Below are 22,733 nucleotides of genomic sequence, written 5' to 3' on the forward strand. Positions count from 1 at the left end.
TCCCGCCAGCATTTCAACTGCTCTCCAAAACTCAGTGATCGAGACCCCGCGCCAAGTGAGTTGGTGAGGGCCAGGAGGCGTTTGCGTCGACTGTTGGGCCATCGGCCAGGCTCGGCTGCGGGGGCGAATTGCCGGCCAGATTTATTGGATTTCGAGATCAGTTTTTTCGGGGGAGGGGTTGATGGGTGTGAACGTCGGCAGCGGCAGCACCGTTTCTGTGTCCGATACGGAGAGCGGCAACACGGTCCAGGACGGCGGCACGCTCTACGTGCTGAATGGTGGGTATATCAGCAGCACGCTCGATGTCGGCACCGTCGTTGTGTCCTCCGGCGGCACCGATTTCGGCGACACCGTATCCAACGACTCAAATGGTGCCGCGCAGCTCTACGTTCTCGGCACCATCATCAGCGCCGTGATCAGCGGTGGCAACGCGATCCTCGGCTTCAGCTATCTCCCTTCCTACACAACCGGCGTTGGAACCGCGATCAGCACGACGATCATCGGTGGCCGACTGACAATTGACAGTGGCTCAACCGCAAGCAGCACCACGGTCACCAGCGGCGGCAGTCTGACCTTTTTCGGCGGCACGGCAATCAATACCACTCTCAATGGCGGTAGGCAGGACATCTATGGCGGCACCGCGATCAACACCACGGTTGTGAGCGGAGGATACCAGTACGTCTCAAACGACTACAATAACAACCCTGGCGCCTATGGCAGCGCAGTCGTGTCCAACACCACGGTGGTGGGAAGCAGTTCCGAACAGATCGTTGGATTTCTCGGCGCCGGCAGCGCGGTCAGCACCATCATCGATGGTGCTACGCAGTACATCGGCTATGCCGCCTTCGGAACCGCCGGTATTGGTTACGCCAGCAATACCACCGTCACCGACGGTGGAATCCAGTACATTGCGCCGTACGGCTACGTTGAAACCGGCACGGCCGTCAACACGACGGTCACCGGCAGCGGCAGCATCCAATATGTCGGCGAAGGCCAATACTGCGGCAGCGCAACGGCGATCTCCACCACGCTGATCGCGGGCGGTGAACAGATCGTGTGGGGCGGCGGCGTGTACAGCCCCATCGCCAGCAGCACTGTGATCAGCTCCGGCGGTGCCCAGATCGTTTCATCCGGCGGCATCGCCAGGACCACGGTGATCAGTGCCGGCGGCACCGAGACCGTCATGGCGGGCGGGATCGCCAGCAGCACAGTGATCAGCTCCGGTGGCACCGAAGTCGTTTCGTCCGGCGGCACCGCAAGCGGCATCGTGGTCGATAGCGGCGGCACCTTGATTCTCATCACCGGCGCCAATGTCACGAACGTCACCAGCAATGGCGGCACAGTCGTTATCGAAAGCGCCCCTGTGACCGTAAGCAGCGGATCATCCTACACCGTGTCGAGTGGCCAAACCGACACCGGTGATACCGTCCTCAATGGCGGTTCGATGTTCGTTGCCTCCGGCGGGACAGCCGTCGGCACCACCGTCAGCAGCGGCGGACTTCTGACCATCAGCAAGGGCGGCAGCGACACGGGTACGGCCGTCTCGTCCGGCGGCACCGAAGCGGTCGCGGGCAACGATACGAATGCCTTCGTTGCAAGCGGCGCGACGATGTTTGTCAGCAGCGGCGGCACCGCCAGCGGAACGCTCGTATCCGGGGGAACGCTCGACGTCCTGGCTGGTGGATTTGCCACCGGGACGACCGTCTCGGCGGGCGGCACTCTCAACGTGACGGGGACCACGTCCAATACGGTCGCAGTGCTGAGCGGTGGTATCGAGAACGTCTCGTCCGGCGGTGTCATCCAGGGCACCATCAGCGGCACGGCCGGTACGGGCACGTTCGTCGCAGTCGGTGCGACGCTCAACGTTCTGGCCGGAGGCTCGGCCAGCATGATCAACGTGTCCGGCACGCTCAACGTGCGGGGCAAGATCACCAGCAATGTCACCGTTCAGAGCGGCGGCCACGAAATCGTCTCTGCGGGTGGCTCCGTCACCGGCGTCACTGGTTCGGGGACCGCAATTTCGGGCGTGGTTGACGTTCTCTCCGGCGCTTCGTTCGAATATGCGACCGTCTTCAGTGGCGGTGACCTGAATGTCTCGTCCGGCGCGACGGCGGACCATATCTCCGTCTCGAGCGGCGGCATCTTCAACGTCGGCGGCACGGTTCTGAGCAACGTCGCGGTCTTTGCCGGCGGCATCGAGAACGTGTTCTCGGGAGGTGTGGTTATCGGCGTGACCGGCTCCGGAACCGGGATTTCAGGCGGCACGGTCAACGTGTCGTCGGGAGGCGCAATCGACCACACGACCGTCAGCAGTGGCGGCATGTTGAACGTTCTGTCCGGGGCGACGGCCCACAATGTTTCCGTCTCCAGCGGCGGCACGTTCAAAGTGGCTGGCGCAGTGACCAGCAACGTGACGGTGTTTGCCGGCGGCACGGAAATCGTTTCCTCCGGCGGGTCGACTGGTCCGGTGACGATTTCGGGCGGCGTGGTCGAGTTGCAGGCCGGCAGCGTCGCGAGCGGCGGCATCACCTTCAGCGGGTCCGGCGGGCAGCTCAAGATCGACAGCACCTCGATGCCGACGACGACCATCAGCGGGCTGGTGCTGGGCGACAGCATCGATCTGGCCGGGGTGACGTTCTCTTCCGGCGGCTCGGTGACCTTGCTCGCGGGCAATGTCATGCAGGTCACGGAGGGTGGGACCTTCTACGATCTTCAGCTTGATCAGACGCCTGGCGTGCGGTTCAGCGTCAGCACGGATTCCGGCACCGGCACGCTGGTCACGACGCGTGCCGATATCGCACCGGTCACGTCAGCGCCCAATGTACAGGCAACGGTCGGCCAGACCTCTGTGCTGGCGTCCAGCCTCTTTACGGTGTCGGACGCCGATGGTGATCCCATCACCCAATACGCATTCTGGGACACGCAAGGTAACGGCCACTGGGCCATCAACGGCGTCGTCCAGGCCACCAACGCCGAGATCGATGTTGCGGCAGCGAACCTGTCGCAGGTGAGCTACGTATTCGGTCCGAGTGGCACGGCTGATACCCTCTTCGTAAAGGCCAATGACGGTACGGCTTGGGGCGGCTGGACTCAATTTACCGCAACCGCTTTTGTGGACACTCCACCGACCGTGCATGCCGCCAATGTCGCAGCGGTGCACGGCCAAACGTCGGTTGCCGCATCGTCAAGTCTCTTCACGGTGACCGATCCGGATCACCAGACGATGACCCAGTACGCGTTCTGGGACACCGGCGGCAACGGCCACTGGGTGGTGAATGGTATTACCGAGCTGGCCAACATCGAGATCGATGTGTCGGCGGCCAACCTGTCGCAGGTGAGCTATGTGTTCGGGCCGACAGGATCGACGCCCGACACGCTTTACATAAGAGCGAACGACGGAATTCTGTGGGGCGCCTGGACGGCGTTCACCGCAACACCGGGGCCGGATGCGGCGCCGGTGGTGACGGCGCCCAACGTGACGGCAACCCATGGAGAGACCTCGGCGCTCGCCACGAGCCTGTTCTCGACCTCGGACGCCGACAACGACACGATGACCCAGTACGCATTCTGGGACACCGGCGGCAGCGGCCACTGGGCGATCAATGGCGTCGCCCAGTTAGCCGACACCGAGATCGATGTGTCGGCGGCCAACCTGTCGCAGGTGAGCTACGTGTTCGGACCAACAGGGTCGACGTCCGATACGCTGTACGTCAGGGCCAACGACAGCTACCTGTGGGGCGCCTGGACGGCGTTCACGGCAACGCCGGGGCCTGACCACGCTCCGGTGGTGACGGCGCCGAACGTGACCGCAACCCATGGAGAGACCTCGGCGATCGCCACAAGCCTGTTCTCGACCTCGGACGCCGACAACGACACGATGACCCAGTACGCGTTCTGGGACACCGGCGGCAACGGCCACTGGGCGATCAATGGCGTCGCCCAGTTGGCCAACACCGAGATCGACGTGTCGGCGGGGAACCTGTCGCAGGTCAGCTACGTGTTCGGGCCGACAGGGTCGACACCCGATACGCTGTACGTCAGGGCCAACGACGGCTACCTGTGGGGGACCTGGACGGCCTTCACGGCAACGCCGGGGCCTGACCACGCGCCGGTGGTGACGGCGCCGAACGTGACGGTAACCGTAGGAGAGACGTCGACACTCGCCACGACCCTGTTCTCGACCTCGGACGCCGACAACGACACGATGACCCAGTACGCGTTCTGGGACACCGGCGGCAACGGCCACTGGGTGGTGAATGGCGTCGCCCAGTTGGCCAACACCGAGATCGATGTGTCGGCGGCGAACCTCTCGCAGGTCAGCTACGTGTTCGGTTCGCCCGGCTCGATGCCCGATACGTTGTATGTCAGGGCCAACGACGGCTATTTGTGGGGCGCCTGGACGGCGTTCACGGCCCCGCCGGGAGCCGACAATCCGCCGGTCGTGATGGCGCAGAACGTCACAGCAGTCCATGGCGAGACATCGGCGCTCGCCACGAGCCTGTTCTCGGCCACGGACGCCGACAACAATACCATCACCCAGTACGCATTCTGGGACACCGGCGGCAACGGCCACTGGGCGATCAATGGCGTCGCGCAGGCAGCCAACACCGAGATCGATGTGTCGGCGGCGAACCTGTCGCAGGTGAGCTACGTGTTCGGCCCCGGTGGTTCGCCGTCGGATACGCTCTACGTGCGGGCCAATGACGGCATGTTGTGGGGCACATGGACGGCGTTCACGGCAACACCGGGGCCTGACCACGCGCCGGTGGTGACGGCGCCGACCGTGACAGTAACCCCAGGAGAGACGTCGACGCTCGCCACGAGCCTGTTCTCGGTGACGGATGCCGATGGCGACACCATCGCCCAGTACGCGTTCTGGGACACCGGCGGCAACGGCCACTGGGTGGTGAATGGTGTCGCGCAGGCGGCCAACACCGAGATCGATGTGTCGGCGGCGAACTTGTCGCAGGTGAGCTACGTGTTCGGGCCGACCGGCTCGCCGCCCGATACGCTGTACATCAGGGCCAACGATGGCTTCATGTGGGGCGGCTGGACGGGCTTCACGGCCCCGTCAGGGTCCGATCATGCGCCGGTGGTGACGGCGCCGAACGTCGCAGCAACCCATGGCGAGACGTCGGCGCTCGCCACGAGCCTGTTCTCGGCCACGGATGCCGACAGCAACACCATCACCCAGTACGCATTCTGGGACACCGGCGGCAATGGCCACTGGGCGATCAATGGCGTCGCGCAGGCAGCCAACACCGAGATCGATGTGTCGGCGGCGAACCTGTCACAGGTGAGTTACGTGTTCGGGCCGACCGGCACCACGCCCGACACATTGTACGTCAGGGCCAACGATGGCCTGTTGTGGGGAACCTGGACGGGATTCACGGCAACGCCGGGGCCCGACCACGCGCCCGTTGTGACGGCATCGAACGCGACCGGGACCCACGACCATTCGGTCGTAGCCACGAGCCTGTTCTCGGCGACGGATGCCGACAGCGACACGATCACCCAGTACGCGTTCTGGGACACCGGCGGCAACGGCCACTGGGCGATCAATGGCGTCGCCCAGCTAGCCAACACCGAGATCGACGTCTCGGCGGCGAACCTGACGCAGGTGAGCTACGTATTCGGCCCTGGTGGTTCGCCGTCGGATACGCTCTATGTGCGGGCCAATGACGGCAAGTTGTGGGGGAACTGGACGGCGTTCACGGCGACCGCAACCAACCAGGCGCCGACCGAACGTGGCGACGGTCTCCGGGCAGACCTTCGCCGCATCGAGCCTGTTCAGCGCGACGGACGCAGATGGCGATACCATCACGAAATATGCGTTGTGGGATTCCAACACGAACGGGGCCTGGATCGTCAACAACGTCACGCAGAAGGCAAATACCGAGATCGACATCACGGCGGCGCAACTTTCCCAGGCCACCTATCAGGCCGGCTTGGGCACAGACCAACTCTGGATCCGGGCCAATGACGGCACCGCGTGGGGGGCTTGGCAGTCTTTCAACGCGACCGGCGAGAGTTCCACCAGTGCCACCATCGCGGCGGGCGCGACCCTGGAATTGCCGGGGGCCTCGAACGCCACCGTGACGTTCCAGGGTTCGACGGGGACGCTGAAGCTCGACAATTCCGCGAGCTTTAGCGGGACCGTCGCCGGGATGACCGGTTCGGATGCGATCGATTTCGCGAACATCAATTTCGCGAGCGTTCACACCCCGAGCTTCAGCGGAAACGCAGCGGGCGGAACGCTCACGGTGACGGACGGCACCGTCACGGCGAGCATTGCGCTGCTCGGCAACTACATGGCCTCGACCTTCACGACCTCGAGTGACGGCCATGGCGGGACCCTGGTTGTCGATCCGCCGGCGACGCAGGTTAGCCAGCTGGCGCAGCCACAGCATGCGTGAGGCTTGAGGATGAGAGGCATGCGGAGCCACCAAGATAAGGTGGCTTCGCCTGCTGCCGACGCTGCCTGCGCAGCGATTGCAGCAACTGAAAAGCGGCATAGAGCTTGATTACGACGCCGCGCGCTCCGGCGTCCCGAACAATCGTCCCAGCAGCGACATCGCGGAATCGCCCGGCAGCAGCGTTGCGATGCTGACGGCGGGCTCGGCCCTGCTGTCGCGGCGGCCGTTCTGGGTGTGGCGCATCACGCTCGCCAATCGCCGCGTAATTGCCTGGGCGTTGCGCATGTCGGTCCCGGCGAACGCCACGACGAGCGACCGGTCGTCGTGCACGGCGCCGAAATCGGCCTGGCGCATCAGCCGGCTGATGATCCGGGCGCCGTCGAATTGCGCGCGCGGCTGCGTATTGTCGAAGGTGAAGCGCGCCACCGAGAGTGCGCCGCCGCGCTCGGCGGTCTGGTAGACGGCGGTCGCGAAGTCGCGCTCGAACGCGGCCTTGGTGAGCAGACCGGTGCGGGGATCGATCAGGCCCTTGGCGTCGATCGCCTTCAACATGCGGCCGAGCCGCGCCTCGAAGGCATGCTGCCGGATCATCGGCAACACCATGTCGCCGACGCGTGTCGGTCCGGCCGTGACGATCTCGAGATTGGGCAGCTCGTAACGCGGCGTCAACTCGCCGGAGGCGACGATCACCGGCAACGGACGGAAGCGAACATCCTCGGTCAGCACCGTCAGGAACGCATCCATCACGCGCGGGGTGAAGCCTTCGGCCAGCACGATGCCGTCGATGTCACGGTTGGAGAGATGTTTTGCGGCCGCCTCGATGCTCAGCGCACCAACCACGCCGGCGCGTTCGCCGAGCGCGACCGACAGGGCCGGGTAGGCGCCGCCGCGGCCGATCAGGAGCGCGGTGGCCTCTCCGACCGGATCGATATCGGACATTGCGATCGGCGCCGGCGGCATCAGGCGGCGCATCACGGTCGCATGCAAGGCGCGAACGCGTAAGGACGCGTTGAGCCGGGCGACCAGGCGATCCGGCATGCCCTTGTGCTGGAAGAACGCGATGACGGTGTCGGGTAGGGTGGTCGCAGGATCGACCGCGATCAGTGGCAGATAGGGCGCGCGGGCGGCAGCGCGCTTGGCGAGGCCCGACAGGGCGACGAAGTCGACTCCCTCGGCGGCGGCGATGATCGCGGCCGGCTTGACCTGCTCGATGGCGCGTCCGACCTCGTTCCAGTCGGTGACCACGACCGGAAACAGCTTCGTCTCATCGAGGACCGCGGCAAACGGCGGCTTTGCCGACGCAGATACGATGAGGACCGGACCTTGTTGAGACATTCGAACGCTCGAAACCAATGCTTAAGATCAGCAAACGGCTACGATGCTAGTTGGCATGGCTTAATGCGGCGTCAACGCAATGCTAAGACTAACGCAATGATAAGATTCTAGGGCGTTCCGGTGCCGCCGCGGTCGCGAAATGCTTCGACCATCAAGGGGTTAAGCCCAAGTTCTGTCAGGGCGTCGCGGGCCCGCGCATTGTCCTGGGCTCGTCCGGCCAGCCGGTGGCCACTGAGGCGGTCGGGCAGTGCCGTCAACAATGCGCCCTGGCCGAGGCGGCGCGACCACTCCTGTAGCTCCTGGGCGATGAATCGGTAGCCGCCGACCGTCATGACCCCCGACGGCGGGGCGGTGATGTTGACGGCGCCGGTCGCGCGATCGACCCGCGCGGCATATTCGGTGTCGACGTAATCGCGCGGCGCTGGCGCAATCAGGGTGTCGCCCGGGGGCGGCGACGGCGCATAGGCGGCGACCGGCACCATCGGGCCGCGCAAGCCGAGCGTGCCCTTCGGGGTCAGCAGGATCTCGCCGGCGATCGATGCGCCGGGAGTCTCACGCGGCGCGCTGTGCGGACCGGCCTTGATCGGGGCCGGCGATCCGTCCTCGGCGTTGCGGCGGGCGCCGAACAGCCCGGCCTCGCCGAACAGATAGACGTCGGTCAAGGTCACCCGCCGCGACGTCCAGTGCGCACTGGAGGCAACCTGCTCCGGCGTCCGCCAGAGGCCGATCGCGTTACGCAGCGTGGGCAGACGCTCCGACAGGCCGCACTCGTCGAGCCGCAGCGCGAGTTGCGCCGGCGCGATCAGCGTGTCGCAGCCGTGATCGTTGAACTGGGTTTCGAACGCTTCCTCGTCGAACGGGTGATGCATGACGAGCGTTCCGCCCGACAGCAGCCAGGCCACCAGCGACGAACAGATGCCGGCGAACGACATCGGTGCGAATGCCGACATGATGGTGGCGCCCTGGGCCAGGTCGCTTTCCAGCGACATCGCGAGCCCGCCGGCGATCAGGCCGAAATGCGCGCGCGGCACCGGGCGAAAGCCCTCGCTGGTGACGTCGAAGGAGATCAGCGCCGGCTTGCGGCCGTCCTGGATCATCGGGCGCGCGGTCCGCGAGTCCTGCAGGATCGCGTCATCGAGCGACGTCATGCCTTCGGGCAGATCGGTGCCGAACCCGCAGACATGGCGGATCGAAAAGGCTTCCGCCGCGGCGTTCATGGCGATGTCGGCGTAGGAGACGCCGTCGATCTTGCCGCAGGTGACGATCGCCCGCGCCGCGGTGCGGTTGAGGACGGACGTCAGCTCGGCCTGCCGCCACAATAGCGGCAACGGCGCCACCACGAGGCCGACGCGATGGGCGGCGAGCACGGTCAGGGCGAATTCGATCGTCGAGGGAAGCTGAACCGCGATCACGGTATTGGCCGGCAATCCGCTCTCGACGAAATGGGCGGCGATCGCCGAGATCGCGCGGTCGGCCTGAGCATAGGTCAGGCGCTTGCAGGTCTGTCCGGTGATGCGCTGCTTGTTGATCGGGTCGACCAGCGCCAGCGCCTCGGGCTGCCGCGCCAAGCTGCGCTTGAACAGCGTATCGAGCGTGGGCGAGGTGATCGACTGGTTCACAGGTTCAACGTCGGTTGCATCGCTTCGATCAGACCGGACCATGCCGCGTCGGGTCGCAAATCACTTGGTAGCTCAACTTGGCAGCTCAATTGGATTGCGCGCCGGGCTTCTGCCACCAGGTCTCCGGCAGGTAGCCCGTCAACGCGGTGGCCGAAGGCCGTTCTATCCGATTCCAGCGCGCGATCCATTGCTCTCCCAAGTTAAATAGGGGGATAGCGTAGAAGCCGGACATCAGGGTCCGGTCCAGCGCCCGCACCGCCGAGACGAAGGCCGGCCGCTCCCGCGCCGCGAGCAGCGCGGCGATCATGGCGTCGATGGCCGGATCCCTGGCGCCCATGTAGTTGCGGGTGCCTGGCACGTCGGCGGCCTGGCTGCCCCAGTAGAACCACTGCTCGTTGCCCGGCGACAGCGACTGGTCCCAGCGAATGGGGATCATGTCGAAGTCATAGGCGACCCGGCGCTGCTCGAACTGCACCGCGTCGACCACCCGGACCGCGGCGTCGATGCCGGCCCGCTTCAGGTCGCGCTGATAGGCGAGGGCGATCCGCTCATGCTCGCGTGTCGTCACCAGAAGCTCGATCCGCAGCGGCGTCCCGGTCGCGCGCTCTTTCAACACCGTGCCGTCGAGCGCGTAGCCGGCGTCCGACAGCAGCTTGAGCGCGTCGCGAAGGACGGTGCGGTCGCGGCCTGAGCCGTCGGTCTCGGGGAGGCGATAGCGGCCCTCGAGGATGTCGGGCGCGATATGCGACAGATACGGCTTGAGGAGCTCGCGCTCGCGATCATCCGCCGGGCGGCCATAGGCGGACAGGTCCGAGCCGGCGAAATAACCGCCGGCGCGCGAATAGAGTCCAAAATAGTAGTTGCGGTTGATCCATTCGAAATCGAACAGCATCAGCAGCGCCTGGCGCACTCTGACGTCGGCGAACTTCGGCCGCCTGGTGTTGAACACCAGGAATTCCGACGGATCGGGCGTGCCGATCTTGATGGTGTCGCGGATCACCTCGCCGCTTTTCGCGGCGGGGAAGTCGTAGCCGTCATGCCAGCGGAGCGGTTCGGGCTCGGTCCTGAAGTCATAGAGGCCGCGCTTGAACGCCTCGAACTGGCCGTTGGCGTCGCGATAGTAATCGAGCCTGATCTCGTCGAAATTCCAGAGCCCGCGGTTCACCGGCAGGTCGCGCCCCCAGTAATCCGGATTGCGGGTGAAGGTCACGCTGCTGCCGGGCTTGACCGCCGTCACGCGGTACGGGCCGGTGCCGATCGGCGGCGCCAAGGTGGTCTCTTCAAACTTGGAGACGTCGGTGGCATGGCGCGGCAGGATCGGCATCAGGCCGAGGATCAGCGGCAATTCGCGGTCCGCAACGCCGCCGAAATCGAACCGCACCGTGAGCGGGTCGAGCACCTCGGCCTTTGCGACTTTCGAATAATACTGGTGATGCAGCGGGCGGCCGTGATGGCGCAGCAGCTCGAGCGAAAACACAACGTCGTCGGCCGTGACCTCGTGCCCGTCGGAGAAGCGCGCGCGGGGGTCGAGGTGGAATGTCACATAGCTTCTGGCATCGTCGGTCTCGACGCTGCGGGCGAGCAGGCCGTACAGCGTGAACGGCTCGTCATTGTTCCGCACCAGCAGGCTTTCGTAGACATAGCCGCGCTCGTAGGCGTAGCCCCGGAGCTGCTGCACGGCGAGACCCCTGACAATCAGGGGATTGAGGCTGTCGAAGGTGCCCTCCCGGGGGCTCAGGACCAGACGGCCCCCCTTGGGGGCGTCAGGATTGGCGTAGGGCAGGTGGCTGAAGTCGGCAGGCAGCGCGGGCGCGCCATGCATCGCGATGGCGTGGCTCTCGCTGGCGGCCGCGGGGGCAAGTGCGGTCGTGAGGAAACCCAGAGCCGATGCCAGCACGAGCCAGATGGCGGCCAATGCGGCGCGCCAAACGGGCCCGGGAACACGTGCATGAGGCGCCGGATTTGATTCGCGAAACGTCACATCGGGAGGTTTATCACAGGGCGGCAAAACTCGCCGTGACAGGTGCGCAAATGCGCTTGTCGGCATTGATCTTTCCGCGCGCCGCTGTATTGAAGGCGTGCAATTCGAAGGCGGGAACGCCTGTCACGTATCCGCCTCAATTGACTAGGAGACAGCCGCCCAAACGGCTATGTGTCGGCGCCTGCAGCGGTTTCGGGCGCTGCCGTTCAGAAAGGGTTTTCCGCAATGAATTTCCGTATCTTGGCCGCCCCGGTCCGGCCGCATGGGCGAATTGTTGCCCTGATGGCGGCGACGGTATTCTCTGCAGCGCTCCTGGTTCCTGCCGCTCAGGCCCAGCAGCCGGCAGCGCCGGCGCCTGCGGCACCGAAGGCCGCGCCCAAGGCGGCACCCAAGGCAGCTCCGAAGGCGCCGGCTCCGGCAGCCCAGGCGGCGCCCCAGGCACAGGCCCCGGCCGCAGGTCAGGCGCCCGCCGCGGCAGCCCAGCCGCCCCAGGATCAGCAGATCCAGCTGATCTACGCCCCCTGGACCAAGTTCTGCCTGAAGGGCCAGGAAGCCAACGCCAAGCAGGTTTGCTTCACCGGCAAGGATGGCCGCATCGAGTCGGGCCAGCCCGTGATCGCCGCCGTGATCATCGAGCCGGAAGGCGAGCCGAAGAAGATCCTGCGCGTCACGCTGCCGCTCGGCATGCAGCTGGTTCACGGCACCCGCATCATCGTCGACAGCAACCCGCCGCAGCAGGCGCCCTATGTGATCTGCTTCCAGAACGGCTGCATGTCCGATTATGAAGCAACCCCCGAGCTGATCGCTAACATGAAGAAGGGCCAGAACCTCGTGGTCCAGGCGATCAATTCGAACGGCGCGCCGCTGACGCTGCCGCTGCCGCTCAACACCGAATTCGCCAAGGCCTATGACGGCCCGCCAACCGATCCGAAGGTGTTCGAGGAAAACTCGAAGAAGCTGCAGGAAGAGTTGCAGAAGCGCGCCGAAGAACAGCGCAAGAAGCTGGAAGGCGCGGGCGGTGGCGCGGCGCCGGCTCCGGCCAATCCGGCAGCGAAGTAACAACGTCGATCGCGCGTTCAAGAAAGCGCGAGATCGTCACAAGCAAAAGGCGCCCGCAAGGGCGCCTTTTTTGTCATGCGAAACAGACTGGCTGATGGCAGCCTGCCGCGCTGGTGATCGCGCAGGTCGTGTGCGATGGTCGCGCAAGGCAATTCGATCGCGCCAAGCCGCATCGTCGTTGCCTTGTCCGGACAAGTCCGGCGTCGAAGCACAATCATAAATCTGTCACGGGAGGCCGGACGAAAGCGCGGAACGCGCCTTCGATGCGCAAATGCGTGCGTCGTTCGCTGCGAACCCCGGCCACTGTGTGGAAGCGTGATGGCGCGATGCGACTGGACTTTGCCTGGGCCGCAAGTCCGTCCGTCGTTCGCAATCATGAAAGTCCCCAATGTCCCAGCGAGTCAGCACGCAGCGGCGGGAACCGCTTTCCCGGCCTTCGGAGCAGCCGACCGGCCGCGCTTCGGTCGATGCCGGCGGGCGCCTCAACCAGGACAACGCCCCCGGGAGCTTCCATCCGGGCATCGTTCATCTTGCGCTGGCGATGGGCGGCTTCGCGATCGGCATCGCCGAATTCGCGACCATGAGCCTGCTGCCGTTCTTCGCCCATGACCTGCACATCAGCGAGCCCCAGGCCGGCCACGCGATCAGCGCCTACGCGCTCGGCGTCGTGGTGGGCGCGCCTGTCATCGCCGTGCTGTCGGCGCGAATGACGCGGCGGACGCTGCTGATCGCGCTGATGGGCTTCTTTGCGCTGATGAACGGGCTCTCCGGGCTCGCACCGGATTATCACACCATGCTGGCGCTGCGCTTCCTCGCCGGGCTGCCGCACGGCGCCTATTTCGGCATCGCCATGCTCGTCGCGGCCTCGCTGGTCCCGATCGACAAGCGTACGGCGGCCGTCGGACGCGTGCTGCTCGGCCTCACCATTGCGACGACGATCGGCGTGCCGCTCGCAAATGGCGTGGGGCAGGCGATCGGCTGGCGCTGGGCGTTTGCGATCGTTGCCGGCCTCGCGCTACTGACGTCCATCCTGGTCCTGATCTTCGCGCCGCGTGACGTCGCCGACACCAATGCGAGCCCGTTGCGTGAGCTCTCGGCGCTTGGGCGCAAGCATGTCTGGCTGACGCTTGCGATCGGCGCCATCGGTTTCGGCGGACTGTTCTCGGTCTACACTTATCTGGCGTCGACCATGCTGGCGGTGACGCATACGTCGCCCGCGCTGGTGCCCGTCACGCTATGCGTATTCGGCGCCGGCCTCACCGCCGGCAACATCATCGTGCCGCGCTTCGCCGACCGCGCGCTGATGGCAACCGCCGGCGGCCTGCTGCTGTGGTCGGCCGCGACGCTGGCGCTGTATCCGCTGGCGGCGGCGGACTTCTGGACGCTGAGCGCCGACGTGTTCCTGATCGGCCTGGGCGGCGCGCTCGCCACCGTGTTGCAGACCCGGCTGATGGATGTCGCGGGCGAAGCGCAGAGCCTCGCCGCGGCGCTCAACCATTCCGCCTTCAACGTTGCCAATGCGCTGGGGCCGTGGCTCGGCGGAATGGCCGTCGCAGCCGGCTACGGCTGGACCTCGACCGGTCTCGTCGGTGCCGGACTGGCCCTGGCGGGTTTTGCGGTGTGGGCAATCGCGGCGGCGCTGGCCGCGCGTGAGGGGGTATGAGCAGTTCGGAAGCCGCGCCGTCGCGTCCGTCGCCGGACAGGCGCCGCGCGTCAGTTCAGCGACGGGTTGCGCGGACGGTAGCCGCCCGATTTGTCCTTCACGAAGATCTCCGCCACCTGCGAGTGCCGGATCGGTTCGCCGGAATCGTCGGGCAGCAGGTTCTGCTCGGACACATAGGCGACGTACTCGGTCTCCGAGTTTTCCGCGAGCAGGTGATAGAACGGCTGGTCCTTGTGCGGCCGCATGTCCTCGGGGATCGACAGCCACCATTCCTCGGTGTTGTTGAACTCCGGGTCGATATCAAAAATCACGCCCCGGAAGGAGAACACCCGGTGACGGACGATCTGCCCGATCTGAAACTTGGCGGTGCGCGCTTTGATCATGGTTCGTCGATAGACCAACATTGTGGCCGATGCTAGGGGCTAAGCCTCGAATTAACCCCCGGTTTACCGATTCTAGCCCTGCAAAAACGACCCGAAATCCGGCCGAGAAACTACTTTCAGAATGATCGATATCCTCAATCTGGCGTTGCCGTATTTCGGCTTGATCTTCATCGGCTACGCGTGCGGAAAAGCCAAGGGTTTGCCCGAGAGCGGGCTCGCCTGGATGAATTTCTTCCTGCTTTACGTTTCGTTGCCGGCGCTGCTGTTCGGGATCATGTCGAAGACGCCGTTCGCCGAGCTGAACAACCCGCCATTCCTGATCGCCACCACGCTCGGAACCGTGATCGCGTTCTTCCTGGCGATGGTCGCAGGCAGACTGATCGGCGGGCTGTCGCTGCGCGAGGCGACGCTCGCGGGCCTGTCCGGCGCCTACGGCAATATCGGTTACATGGGGCCTGGCCTCGCGCTCGCCGTGCTCGGCACCAAGGCGGCGGCGCCGACCGCGCTGATCTTCTGCTGCGACAGCATCTTCCTGTTCTCGATCGTGCCGCTCCTGATCGAGCTCACCGACCGCGACCATCCCTCGCTGCTGCACGCATTCGGCGTGGTGCTCCGGCAGATCGTGCAGAACCCGCTGATCATGTCGGCGGTGTTCGGCGCGCTGGTGGCCGCGTTTCACATCCCGATCCCGGTCGCGCTGGACCGCACCATCCAGTTCCTCGAGAACGCCGCTGCACCGACGGCGCTGTTCGTGCTCGGCATCACCGTGGCGCTGCGGCCGTTCGAGCGGGTGCCGTGGGAGGTGCCGGGCGTGGTCGCGATCAAGCTTCTGATCCATCCGCTGCTCGCCTTCGGACTGATGCTGCTGTTCGGTCCGTTCGCGCAGCCCTGGGCTGCGACCGCGGTGCTGATGGCCTCGCTGCCGCCGGCACTCAACGTGTTCGTGATCGCGCGCCAGAACGACACCTGGATCGAGCCGGCATCGGTCGCGGTGCTGATCGGCACCTTCGCCTCGGTCGTCACGCTGACCAGCGTGATGTGGTTCATCCAGAGCGGACGGCTGGTGTTTCCCTAAGACGAGTAGGGGCTACCGCCGCCATGACGGCGCGAGGCCTTCGCGCATCGCCAGCCGCCGCAGCGGGCCGAAGGCACCGAGCAGATGCAGGCCGGCGGCACGCGCGGTCTGTACGCCCAGGAAATCGCTGAGCAGCGACCGGTTGGCGATGTCGATCGCCCAGGTCCGGCTGGCGACATCAGGACGCCGCGCCGCCTGGTAGCGCGACAGCACATTCGGCGCGCCGGGATCCTCGCCGCGGCCGATCGACTGGCCCGTGATCTCGGCGATATCGGCAGCATCGCGCAGCCCCATGTTGAGTCCTTGCGCGCCGATCGGCGGCAGCACGTGGGCGGATTCGCCGACCAGCGCGATCCGGTCCTTGGCGAATTGCCGGGGCCGCTCGATCGCAAGCGGAAACACGTAACGGCCGCCCTGGACCTCGACGCGGCCGAGAATCGAATGCGACTGTCGCTCGGCCGCTTCGGACAACTCGTCATCGCCAAGCGCCTTCAGCCGTTCGGCCTCCTTGGGCGCCGAGACCCAGACCACGCTGCTGCGGTTGCCGCTGAGCGGCACGAACACGCAGGGGCCATGCTCGGTGTGAAACTCGGTTGAGATGTTGTTGTGCGGCCGGCTGTGGGTGATGTTGAAGGTGAGGGCGGATTGGCCGAGCTCGCGGCTGACCACCTCGATGCCGGCGGCCTCGCGCGAGAGCGAATTGCGTCCGTCGGCGCCGACCACGAGCCGGGCCGATAACGTCTGGCCCTGCCGCGTCACCACGGTGACCGCGGCATCATCCGGTTGCACCGAGGCGGCCTCGTCGTCGAACCGCGTCATTGCGGCCATCTCGCCGGCGCGCTCCTCGAGCGCTGCGACCAGCGAGCGATTGTCGATGTTGAAGCCGAACTGCTCGCGGCCGATCTCCTCGGAGGTGAACCGCACCTCCGGCGCGCGGATCAGGCGGCCGGTGTCGTCGACGAGGCGCATGGTCTTGAGCGCGGCAGCCTTGTCGCTGCAGCGCCGCCAGACGTCGAGCCGCTCCAGGATCTCGGTCGAGGCGCCGAGCAGCGCGGTGGTGCGGTTGTCGGCATAGGGGGCGCGGCGCGCCAACAGCGCGGTGCGCGCGCCGGCGTCGGCGAGGGCAATCGCAGCCGTTAATCCGGCCGGGCCGCCGCCTATTACGATAACGTCATAATCCTGCGAGCTGTCGGTCATATCAGGACATTTGACATGCTTGGCCCGATTTTCAAGCCATCGGTAACCACTGAATCCTTCCAATGGTTTGCGCGGCGGAACGCCGCAAGACTGCATATGCAAAGGGGGCCGATTCCTGATAGCACTCGGCCGATGGAGCACTCGAGCCAGCCGGATGCGTTGCCAGAACGGATGCGGACCGCCGCATTCTCCGTTCATATTTTCACGGCGCTCGGCGCCGGGGTCGCGCTGCTGGCGATGCTGGAGGCGGTGCGCGAGCACTGGGCCAACATGTTCGCCTGGCTCGGGGTGGCGCTGATCATCGACGGGATCGACGGCCCGCTGGCGCGCCGGCTCGACGTGGTGCGGCTGCAACCGAACTGGTCGGGCGAGGTGCTCGACCTGGTGGTCGATTTCGTCACCTATGTGTTCGTGCCGGCCTATGCGATCACCGCGAGCGGCATGCTGCTGCCGCTGGCCGCGCCGGTGCTCGGCATCGGCATCGTGGTTTCCAGCGCGCTGTATTTCGCCGACCGCCGCATGAAGGCCGACGACAACCATTTCCGCGGCTTCCCGGCGCTGTGGAATGCGGCGGCGTTCTACCTGTTCCTGCTGCATCTGCCGCCGGTGCTGTCGACGATCGTGGTCGCGCTGCTGATCGTGCTGACCTTTGCGCCGTTCCATGTGCTGCACCCGTTCCGCGTGGTGCGGCTGCGCTGGCTCACGTTGTGGCTGCTCGGCGCCTGGGCGCTGCTCGGCATGTACACGCTCGCCAACGATTTCGTGGTCGGAGCCCCGATCACCTTCGGCCTCTGCGCCATCGCCGTCTACATCGTCGGCAGCGACACCTTGATACGCCGGATGAAAGCCTTCAGAGCATGATGCAATTGATCACCAGCCCGGAAGCCTGGGCGGCGCTGCTGACCCTGACTGCGCTCGAGATCGTGCTCGGCATCGACAACGTCATCTTCCTGTCGGTGCTGGTCTCGCGGATTCCGCAGCCGCAGGCCAACCGCGCGCGGCAGATCGGCCTGCTGCTGGCGCTGGTGTTCCGCATCATCCTGCTCAGCGTCCTGGTCTGGCTGATCGGGCTGACGCAGCCGGTGATCACCATCGAGAGTGTCGCGCTGTCGTGGCGCGACATCATCCTGATCGGCGGCGGCCTGTTCCTGATTGCGAAGGCGACCCACGAGATCCACGCCGAGGTCGAGGCGCGTGACGCCGAGGAGAATGACAAGCCGAGCCCCAACGCGTTCTTCTGGGTGATCGTGCAGATCATCATCATCGACCTGGTGTTCTCGCTGGATTCGATCATCACCGCGATCGGCATGGCGCAGGACATCGAGATCATGATCGCGGCGGTCGTGATCGCGTGCATCATCATGTACGTCTCGTCGGGACCGGTGGCGCGGTTTGTCGCCGAGCATCCGACCACCAAGATGCTGGCGCTGGCGTTCCTGGTGCTGATCGGCGTGGCGCTGGTGGCCGACGGCTTCAAATTCCACATCCCGCGCGGCTACATCTATTTCGCCATCGCATTCTCGGCGGCGGTCGAGATGTTCAACGTGCTGGCCAAACGCAACCGCAGGAAGCCGGCGCGCTAAAGGGCATGATTTTTTCGGAAAACCGCTTCGCACTTTTCCGGATCATGCTGTAGCCCCCGGTTCCGGCAGGTTGGTTGACAAGCCGGTGCCGATGGCATTCGCTCGTTTGACGCTGAGATCTGAGGGAGCGACGACATGACCAAGGCTGTGCGGGTGCACAAGGTGGGGGGCCCGGAGGTCCTGACCTATGAGGATGTCGAGGTGGGGGCGCCGGGGACCGGCGAGGTCCGCATCCGCCAGCATGCGGTCGGGCTGAACTTCATCGACGTCTATTTCCGCACCGGCCTCTACAAGGCGCCGGGCCTGCCGTTCATCGCCGGCAACGAGGCCGCGGGCGAGGTCGTGGCCGTTGGTCCGGGGGTGACCAATTTCCACCCCGGCGATCGTGTTGCCTACTACTACAACCTCGGCGGTTACGCCTCAGAGCGCGTCATCCCGGCGGACAAACTCGTCAAACTGCCCGACCACATCACTTACGAGCAGGGCGCCGTCCTGATGCTTAAGGGCCTCACGGTCTGGTACCTCCTGCACAAGACCTTCAAGGTCGAGCAGGGCCATCGGGTGCTGATTCATGCGGCGGCCGGCGGCATCGGGCTGCTGGCCTGCCAGTGGGCCCACGCGCTCGGTGCGCATGTCATCGGCACCGTCGGCTCGAAGGCGAAGGCCGATATCGCGCTCGCCAATGGCTGCGACCACGTCATCCTCTACAACGAGGAGAATTTCGTCGAACGCGTCAAACAGATCAGCCGCGGCGAACTTTGCGACGTCGTCTATGACGGCGTCGGCAAGACCACCTTCCCGGGATCGCTGTCGTGCCTGCGGCCACGCGGCCTGTTCGTCTCGTTCGGCAACGCCTCGGGTCCAGTGCCGCCGTTCCCGCTCGCCGAGCTCAACAACCACGGTTCGCTGTTCGCGACGCGGCCGAAGCTCAACGACTATGTCGGCACCCGCAAGGAATTGCTCGAAGGCGCCGACACGCTGTTCGCCGCCGTGATCAACGGCAAGCTGCACGTGCCGATCAACCACGCCTATGCGCTCAAGGACGTCGCCAAGGCGCATATCGATCTGGAGAGCCGGGCTACGACGGGCGCGGCGATCTTGCGGCCGTAGAGATGCTACGGTCGCAAGCACTTTGCCGGACGAGCCAACCCGGCAAGATGGTGGTCCCGCGAGGACTCGAACCTCGAACCTTCGCGTCCGCAACGCGGTGCTCTGTCCAATTGAGCTACGGGACCATGCCATCATCGGCCGCGATCTGATATCGCCTGTCTACGCCACGCGTCTCGCCGCACCGACCTTCGTCAGCACTCCATCCAGACAATCGATGACAGCGGATATCTCTTCCCGCGTGACGTCGAGCGCCGGCATGAAGCGCAGCGTGTCCGGCTGCGGCGAGTTCACTAGCACGCCGGCCGCGAACGCCTCGGCGACGACGGCGGCGCCGAGCGGCATCTTGAGATCGAGCGCGAGCAGGAGGCCGCGGCCTCTGATCTCGCCGAGCCCGTGACGCGCCGACAGCCGCTGCAATTCGCGCTCGAGCAGCAGACCGGTATCGACCACCGATTTCAGGAAATCGGGCTGGCCGATCTTATCGAGCACGACAAGCCCAGCGGCGCACATCAGGGGGTTGCCGTTGAAGGTGCCGCCCTGGTCGCCGTGATCGAAGCAGGAGGCGTGCTCGGTCGCGAGCAGCGCTGCGAGCGGCACGCCGCCGCCGATGCCCTTGCCGAGCGTCATGATGTCGGGCGCGATTCCGGCGTGCTCATGGCCGAACAGCTTTCCGGTCCGGCCGATGCCGGTCTGGATCTCGTCGACGATCAGCAGCAGCCCACGCTGCTGGGTCAGCGCCCGCAACTCTTGCAGGAACGCGTCGGTCGCCGGCCACACGCCGGCCTCGCCCTGGATCGGCTCCAGCATCACCGCCACCGTCGATGGCGAAATCAACTTCCGCACCGACTCGATGTCGTTCAGCTTGGCCTTTCGGAATCCCGAGACCTTTGGCTCGAACAACGGCTCGAACGCCTTCTTGCCCGACGCCGACATGGTCGCGAGCGTGCGCCCGTGGAAGCCGCCTTCGAAGGTGATGATCTCGTGCGCGCCACCCTTGTACTTGGCGCCGAATTTGCGCGCGAGCTTGATCGCGCCCTCATTGGCCTCGGCACCGGAATTGGCGAAGAACACCTGATCGAAGCAGCTTTTGTCGACCAGCATCTTCGCCAGTTTCAGGCTCTGCTCATTGTAGAACGCCGGGCTCGGCGTCAACAGCCGCCTGGCCTGCGCGGCCAGCGCATCGGCAACGATGGTCGGCGAGTGGCCGAGCGGATTCACCGCCCAACCCTGCACGAAGTCGAGATAGCGCTTGCGGTTGGCGTCCCACAAATACGAGCCTGCGCCGCGCACGAACACGACCTCGGGGCGAGCGGTGATGTCCATCAGCGCATCGAACGGATGGGTGGCGTTGGTCATGTCGATCTCCTCTGGGGTCGGTGTGGGGATTAAGGGCGGGCCGAAAAGCGAGAAGGCCGCGCTTTGGGGGCGCGGCCTTCTCGAAAACCTTGGCTGATTTAGCTAATCAGCGGTGGCGTCGGACACGGCGCAGCCCAGCATCGTCGCGGGTGCGACGACGGTTGATGGCGCGGCGGTGGGTCCGGTTCAGCTTCATGGCGCAGGGCCATACAGCCGAAGGGCCGGTGGTGTCAAGCGGGCGGTGATATCGGACGCGACGGGCTCGTTGAGCGTGTTAGGCTGCGACCAGGCAAATCCTGGAGGTGGCACCGTGATCAAGCTGCTGATCGAACGAGATCTTCCGGCCGGTTTCGATGTGACCGATGACGCGCAGGCGGCGCGTCACGCGCGGATCGCGCTGGACGCCATCATCGCGACGCAAGGCAAGATGCATTGGCTCTGCACCTACGCGACCGACGACCGCAAGCTGTTCGGCCTCGTCGTGGTCGAGAGCGAGGAGGTCATCGATGCCTATGTGCGCAATGCAGGCATCGCAAGCTCGGTCCGCATCCATCGCGTGCTTCGCACGCTCGATGCCGCGCTCGCCACTCCGCCAACTGCCAGTTAGGTGCGTTCAGAATCCGGCGACGCTGCCGTGCAGGTCGTATTCGTCGGCGCGCTCGATCTTGGCGGTGACGATCTCGCCGACCTTGAGCGGGCGGCGGCTGGTGAGATAGACGGCGCCGTCGATCTCCGGTGCGTCGGCCTTTGAACGACCTTTCGCGACCGTCGGGCCGACCTCGTCGATGATAACCTGCTGGCGGGTGCCGACCTCGCGCTTCAGGCGCCTTGCCGAAATCTTCTGCTGCCGCGCCATCAGCGCATTCCAACGCTCCTGCTTGACCTCGTCAGGCACCACATTGCCAATTGCATTTGACGCGGCGCCGGCGACCGGCTCGTATTTGAAGCAGCCGAGGCGATCGATTTCGGCTTCATCGAGCCAGTCGAGCAGATAGGCGAAATCGGAATCGGTCTCGCCGGGGAAGCCGACGATGAAGGTCGAGCGCAGCGTCAGCTCCGGGCATTGCTCGCGCCACTTCTGGATTCGCGCCAGCGTCTTCTCCTGTGCTGCCGGGCGCTTCATCGCACGCAGCACATCGGGGCTCGCATGCTGGAACGGGATGTCGAGATAAGGCAGCACCTTGCCCTCGGTCATCAGGCCGATGACCTCGTCGACATGCGGGTAGGGGTAGACATATTGCAGCCGCACCCAGGCGCCGAGTTCGCCGAGCTCCTTGGCGAGATCGAAGAATCTTGCGCGCACGCTGCGATCCTGCCACGGGCTCTCGGCATATTTGATGTCGACGCCATAGGCCGAGGTGTCCTGCGAGATGACGAGCAATTCCTTGACGCCGGCCTTCACCAGCTTCTCGGCCTCGCGCAGCACGTCATTGGCCGGCCGCGACACCAGGTCGCCGCGCAGCTTCGGGATGATGCAGAAGCTGCAACGGTTGTTGCAGCCTTCGGAAATCTTCAAGTAAGCGTAGTGCCGCGGCGTGAGCTTGACGCCCTGCGGCGGCACCAGGTCGAGATGCGGGTTGTGCGCCGGCGGCAGCGCGCGGTGCACGGCGTCCAGCACGCTCTCATATTGCTGCGGCCCCGTGATCGACAGCACACCGGGATAGGCGCTCTCGATCTGCTCAGGCTCGGCGCCCATGCAGCCGGTGACGATGACCCTGCCATTCTCGGCCATCGCCTCGCCGATCGCGGCGAGCGATTCCTGCTTGGCGCTGTCGAGGAAGCCGCAGGTGTTGACGATGACGATGTCGGCGCCGTCATGCTTGCGCGCCAGCTCATAGCCCTCCGCGCGCAGCCGGGTGATGATGCGCTCGGAATCGACCAGCGCCTTGGGGCAGCCGAGACTGACGAACGAAATATGGGGCGCTCTTTCCATGTGGTCGCCTGGAGCCTGATCTG

Annotated in this window: 16 protein-coding genes and 1 tRNA gene; 9 read left to right on the forward strand and 8 right to left on the reverse strand. The window is 65.4% G+C overall.

Going from position 1 to position 22,733, the window contains the following annotated elements:
- The first annotated feature begins 181 nt into the window (after positions 1–181).
- Together ACE103_RS21140 and ACE103_RS21145 are read left to right on the forward strand one after the other, a co-directional pair.
- Positions 182–5,983: an AIDA repeat-containing protein gene (locus tag ACE103_RS21140; RefSeq protein ID WP_375774761.1), complete on the forward strand. Its 5,802-nt coding sequence runs from the start codon at positions 182–184 to the stop codon at positions 5,981–5,983.
- Entirely contained in the window at positions 5,949–6,416 is a 468-nt protein-coding gene (locus ACE103_RS21145; RefSeq protein ID WP_375774762.1) for a hypothetical protein, read from the forward strand. Before ACE103_RS21140 ends, ACE103_RS21145 begins: the two co-directional genes overlap by 35 nt.
- Positions 6,417–6,524: 108 nt before the next feature.
- Here ACE103_RS21145 and ACE103_RS21150 read toward each other — a convergent pair whose 3' ends face one another.
- The 3 genes from ACE103_RS21150 to ACE103_RS21160 all read right to left on the reverse strand — a co-directional run bounded on the left by ACE103_RS21150 (position 6,525) and on the right by ACE103_RS21160 (position 11,192).
- Positions 6,525–7,751 carry a GGDEF domain-containing protein gene (locus ACE103_RS21150; protein ID WP_375774763.1) on the reverse strand — a complete coding sequence of 409 codons (1,227 nt, stop codon included), beginning with the start codon at positions 7,749–7,751 and terminating at the stop codon, positions 6,525–6,527.
- A 107-nt stretch (positions 7,752–7,858) separates the two neighbouring features.
- On the reverse strand, positions 7,859–9,370 hold the full coding sequence (locus ACE103_RS21155) for an AMP-binding protein (protein ID WP_375774764.1): 1,512 nt from the start codon (positions 9,368–9,370) through the stop codon (positions 7,859–7,861).
- Positions 9,371–9,455: 85 nt separating this feature from the next.
- Positions 9,456–11,192 carry an extracellular solute-binding protein gene (locus tag ACE103_RS21160; protein ID WP_375781150.1) on the reverse strand — a complete coding sequence of 579 codons (1,737 nt, stop codon included), beginning with the start codon at positions 11,190–11,192 and terminating at the stop codon, positions 9,456–9,458.
- Positions 11,193–11,576: 384 nt separating this feature from the next.
- Here ACE103_RS21160 and ACE103_RS21165 point away from each other — a divergent pair, with 384 nt between their 5' ends.
- Positions 11,577–12,410 (forward strand): invasion associated locus B family protein, encoded by an 834-nt coding sequence (locus ACE103_RS21165; RefSeq protein WP_375774765.1) that lies wholly within the window; start codon positions 11,577–11,579, stop codon positions 12,408–12,410.
- A gap of 388 nt (positions 12,411–12,798) precedes the next feature.
- The gene (locus ACE103_RS21170; protein ID WP_375774766.1) at positions 12,799–14,073 is read left to right on the forward strand and encodes an MFS transporter; all 1,275 of its coding nucleotides are present in this window, start codon (positions 12,799–12,801) and stop codon (positions 14,071–14,073) included.
- Positions 14,074–14,123: 50 nt separating this feature from the next.
- Here ACE103_RS21170 and hspQ read toward each other — a convergent pair whose 3' ends face one another.
- Positions 14,124–14,456 (reverse strand): heat shock protein HspQ, encoded by a 333-nt coding sequence (hspQ, locus tag ACE103_RS21175; protein ID WP_024584048.1) that lies wholly within the window; start codon positions 14,454–14,456, stop codon positions 14,124–14,126.
- Positions 14,457–14,577: 121 nt separating this feature from the next.
- Between hspQ and ACE103_RS21180 the strand changes: the two genes are divergently transcribed.
- Positions 14,578–15,531, forward strand: a complete 954-nt coding sequence (locus ACE103_RS21180; protein ID WP_375774767.1) for an AEC family transporter — start codon at positions 14,578–14,580, stop codon at positions 15,529–15,531.
- 12 nt (positions 15,532–15,543) lie between these two features.
- Here ACE103_RS21180 and ACE103_RS21185 read toward each other — a convergent pair whose 3' ends face one another.
- Positions 15,544–16,728, reverse strand: a complete 1,185-nt coding sequence (locus ACE103_RS21185; RefSeq protein WP_375774768.1) for a UbiH/UbiF family hydroxylase — start codon at positions 16,726–16,728, stop codon at positions 15,544–15,546.
- A 132-nt stretch (positions 16,729–16,860) separates the two neighbouring features.
- On the opposite strand from ACE103_RS21185, the gene pcsA reads away from it, so the two are divergent.
- From pcsA to ACE103_RS21200, 3 genes are all read left to right on the forward strand, one after another.
- Entirely contained in the window at positions 16,861–17,589 is a 729-nt protein-coding gene (gene pcsA, locus ACE103_RS21190) for a phosphatidylcholine synthase (protein WP_298379892.1), read from the forward strand.
- The gene (locus ACE103_RS21195) at positions 17,586–18,311 is read left to right on the forward strand and encodes a TerC family protein (protein ID WP_375774769.1); all 726 of its coding nucleotides are present in this window, start codon (positions 17,586–17,588) and stop codon (positions 18,309–18,311) included. Before pcsA ends, ACE103_RS21195 begins: the two co-directional genes overlap by 4 nt.
- A 135-nt stretch (positions 18,312–18,446) precedes the next feature.
- A complete protein-coding gene (locus ACE103_RS21200; RefSeq protein ID WP_092114426.1) occupies positions 18,447–19,421 on the forward strand; it encodes a quinone oxidoreductase in 975 nt (324 codons plus the stop codon).
- A 48-nt stretch (positions 19,422–19,469) separates the two neighbouring features.
- On the opposite strand, the gene ACE103_RS21205 is transcribed toward ACE103_RS21200, so the two are convergent.
- A tRNA-Arg gene (locus tag ACE103_RS21205) sits at positions 19,470–19,546 on the reverse strand.
- 34 nt (positions 19,547–19,580) lie between these two features.
- Positions 19,581–20,777 carry an acetylornithine transaminase gene (locus tag ACE103_RS21210; RefSeq protein WP_375774770.1) on the reverse strand — a complete coding sequence of 399 codons (1,197 nt, stop codon included), beginning with the start codon at positions 20,775–20,777 and terminating at the stop codon, positions 19,581–19,583.
- A gap of 310 nt (positions 20,778–21,087) precedes the next feature.
- Between ACE103_RS21210 and ACE103_RS21215 the strand changes: the two genes are divergently transcribed.
- Positions 21,088–21,384: a hypothetical protein gene (locus tag ACE103_RS21215; RefSeq protein WP_375774771.1), complete on the forward strand. Its 297-nt coding sequence runs from the start codon at positions 21,088–21,090 to the stop codon at positions 21,382–21,384.
- Between the two features lie 6 nt (positions 21,385–21,390).
- On the opposite strand, the gene rimO is transcribed toward ACE103_RS21215, so the two are convergent.
- Entirely contained in the window at positions 21,391–22,710 is a 1,320-nt protein-coding gene (rimO, locus tag ACE103_RS21220) for a 30S ribosomal protein S12 methylthiotransferase RimO (protein WP_375774772.1), read from the reverse strand.
- Positions 22,711–22,733 lie beyond the last annotated feature (23 nt).

Source organism: Bradyrhizobium sp. ma5 (assembly GCF_042258955.1).
Taxonomy (GTDB): domain Bacteria; phylum Pseudomonadota; class Alphaproteobacteria; order Rhizobiales; family Xanthobacteraceae; genus Bradyrhizobium.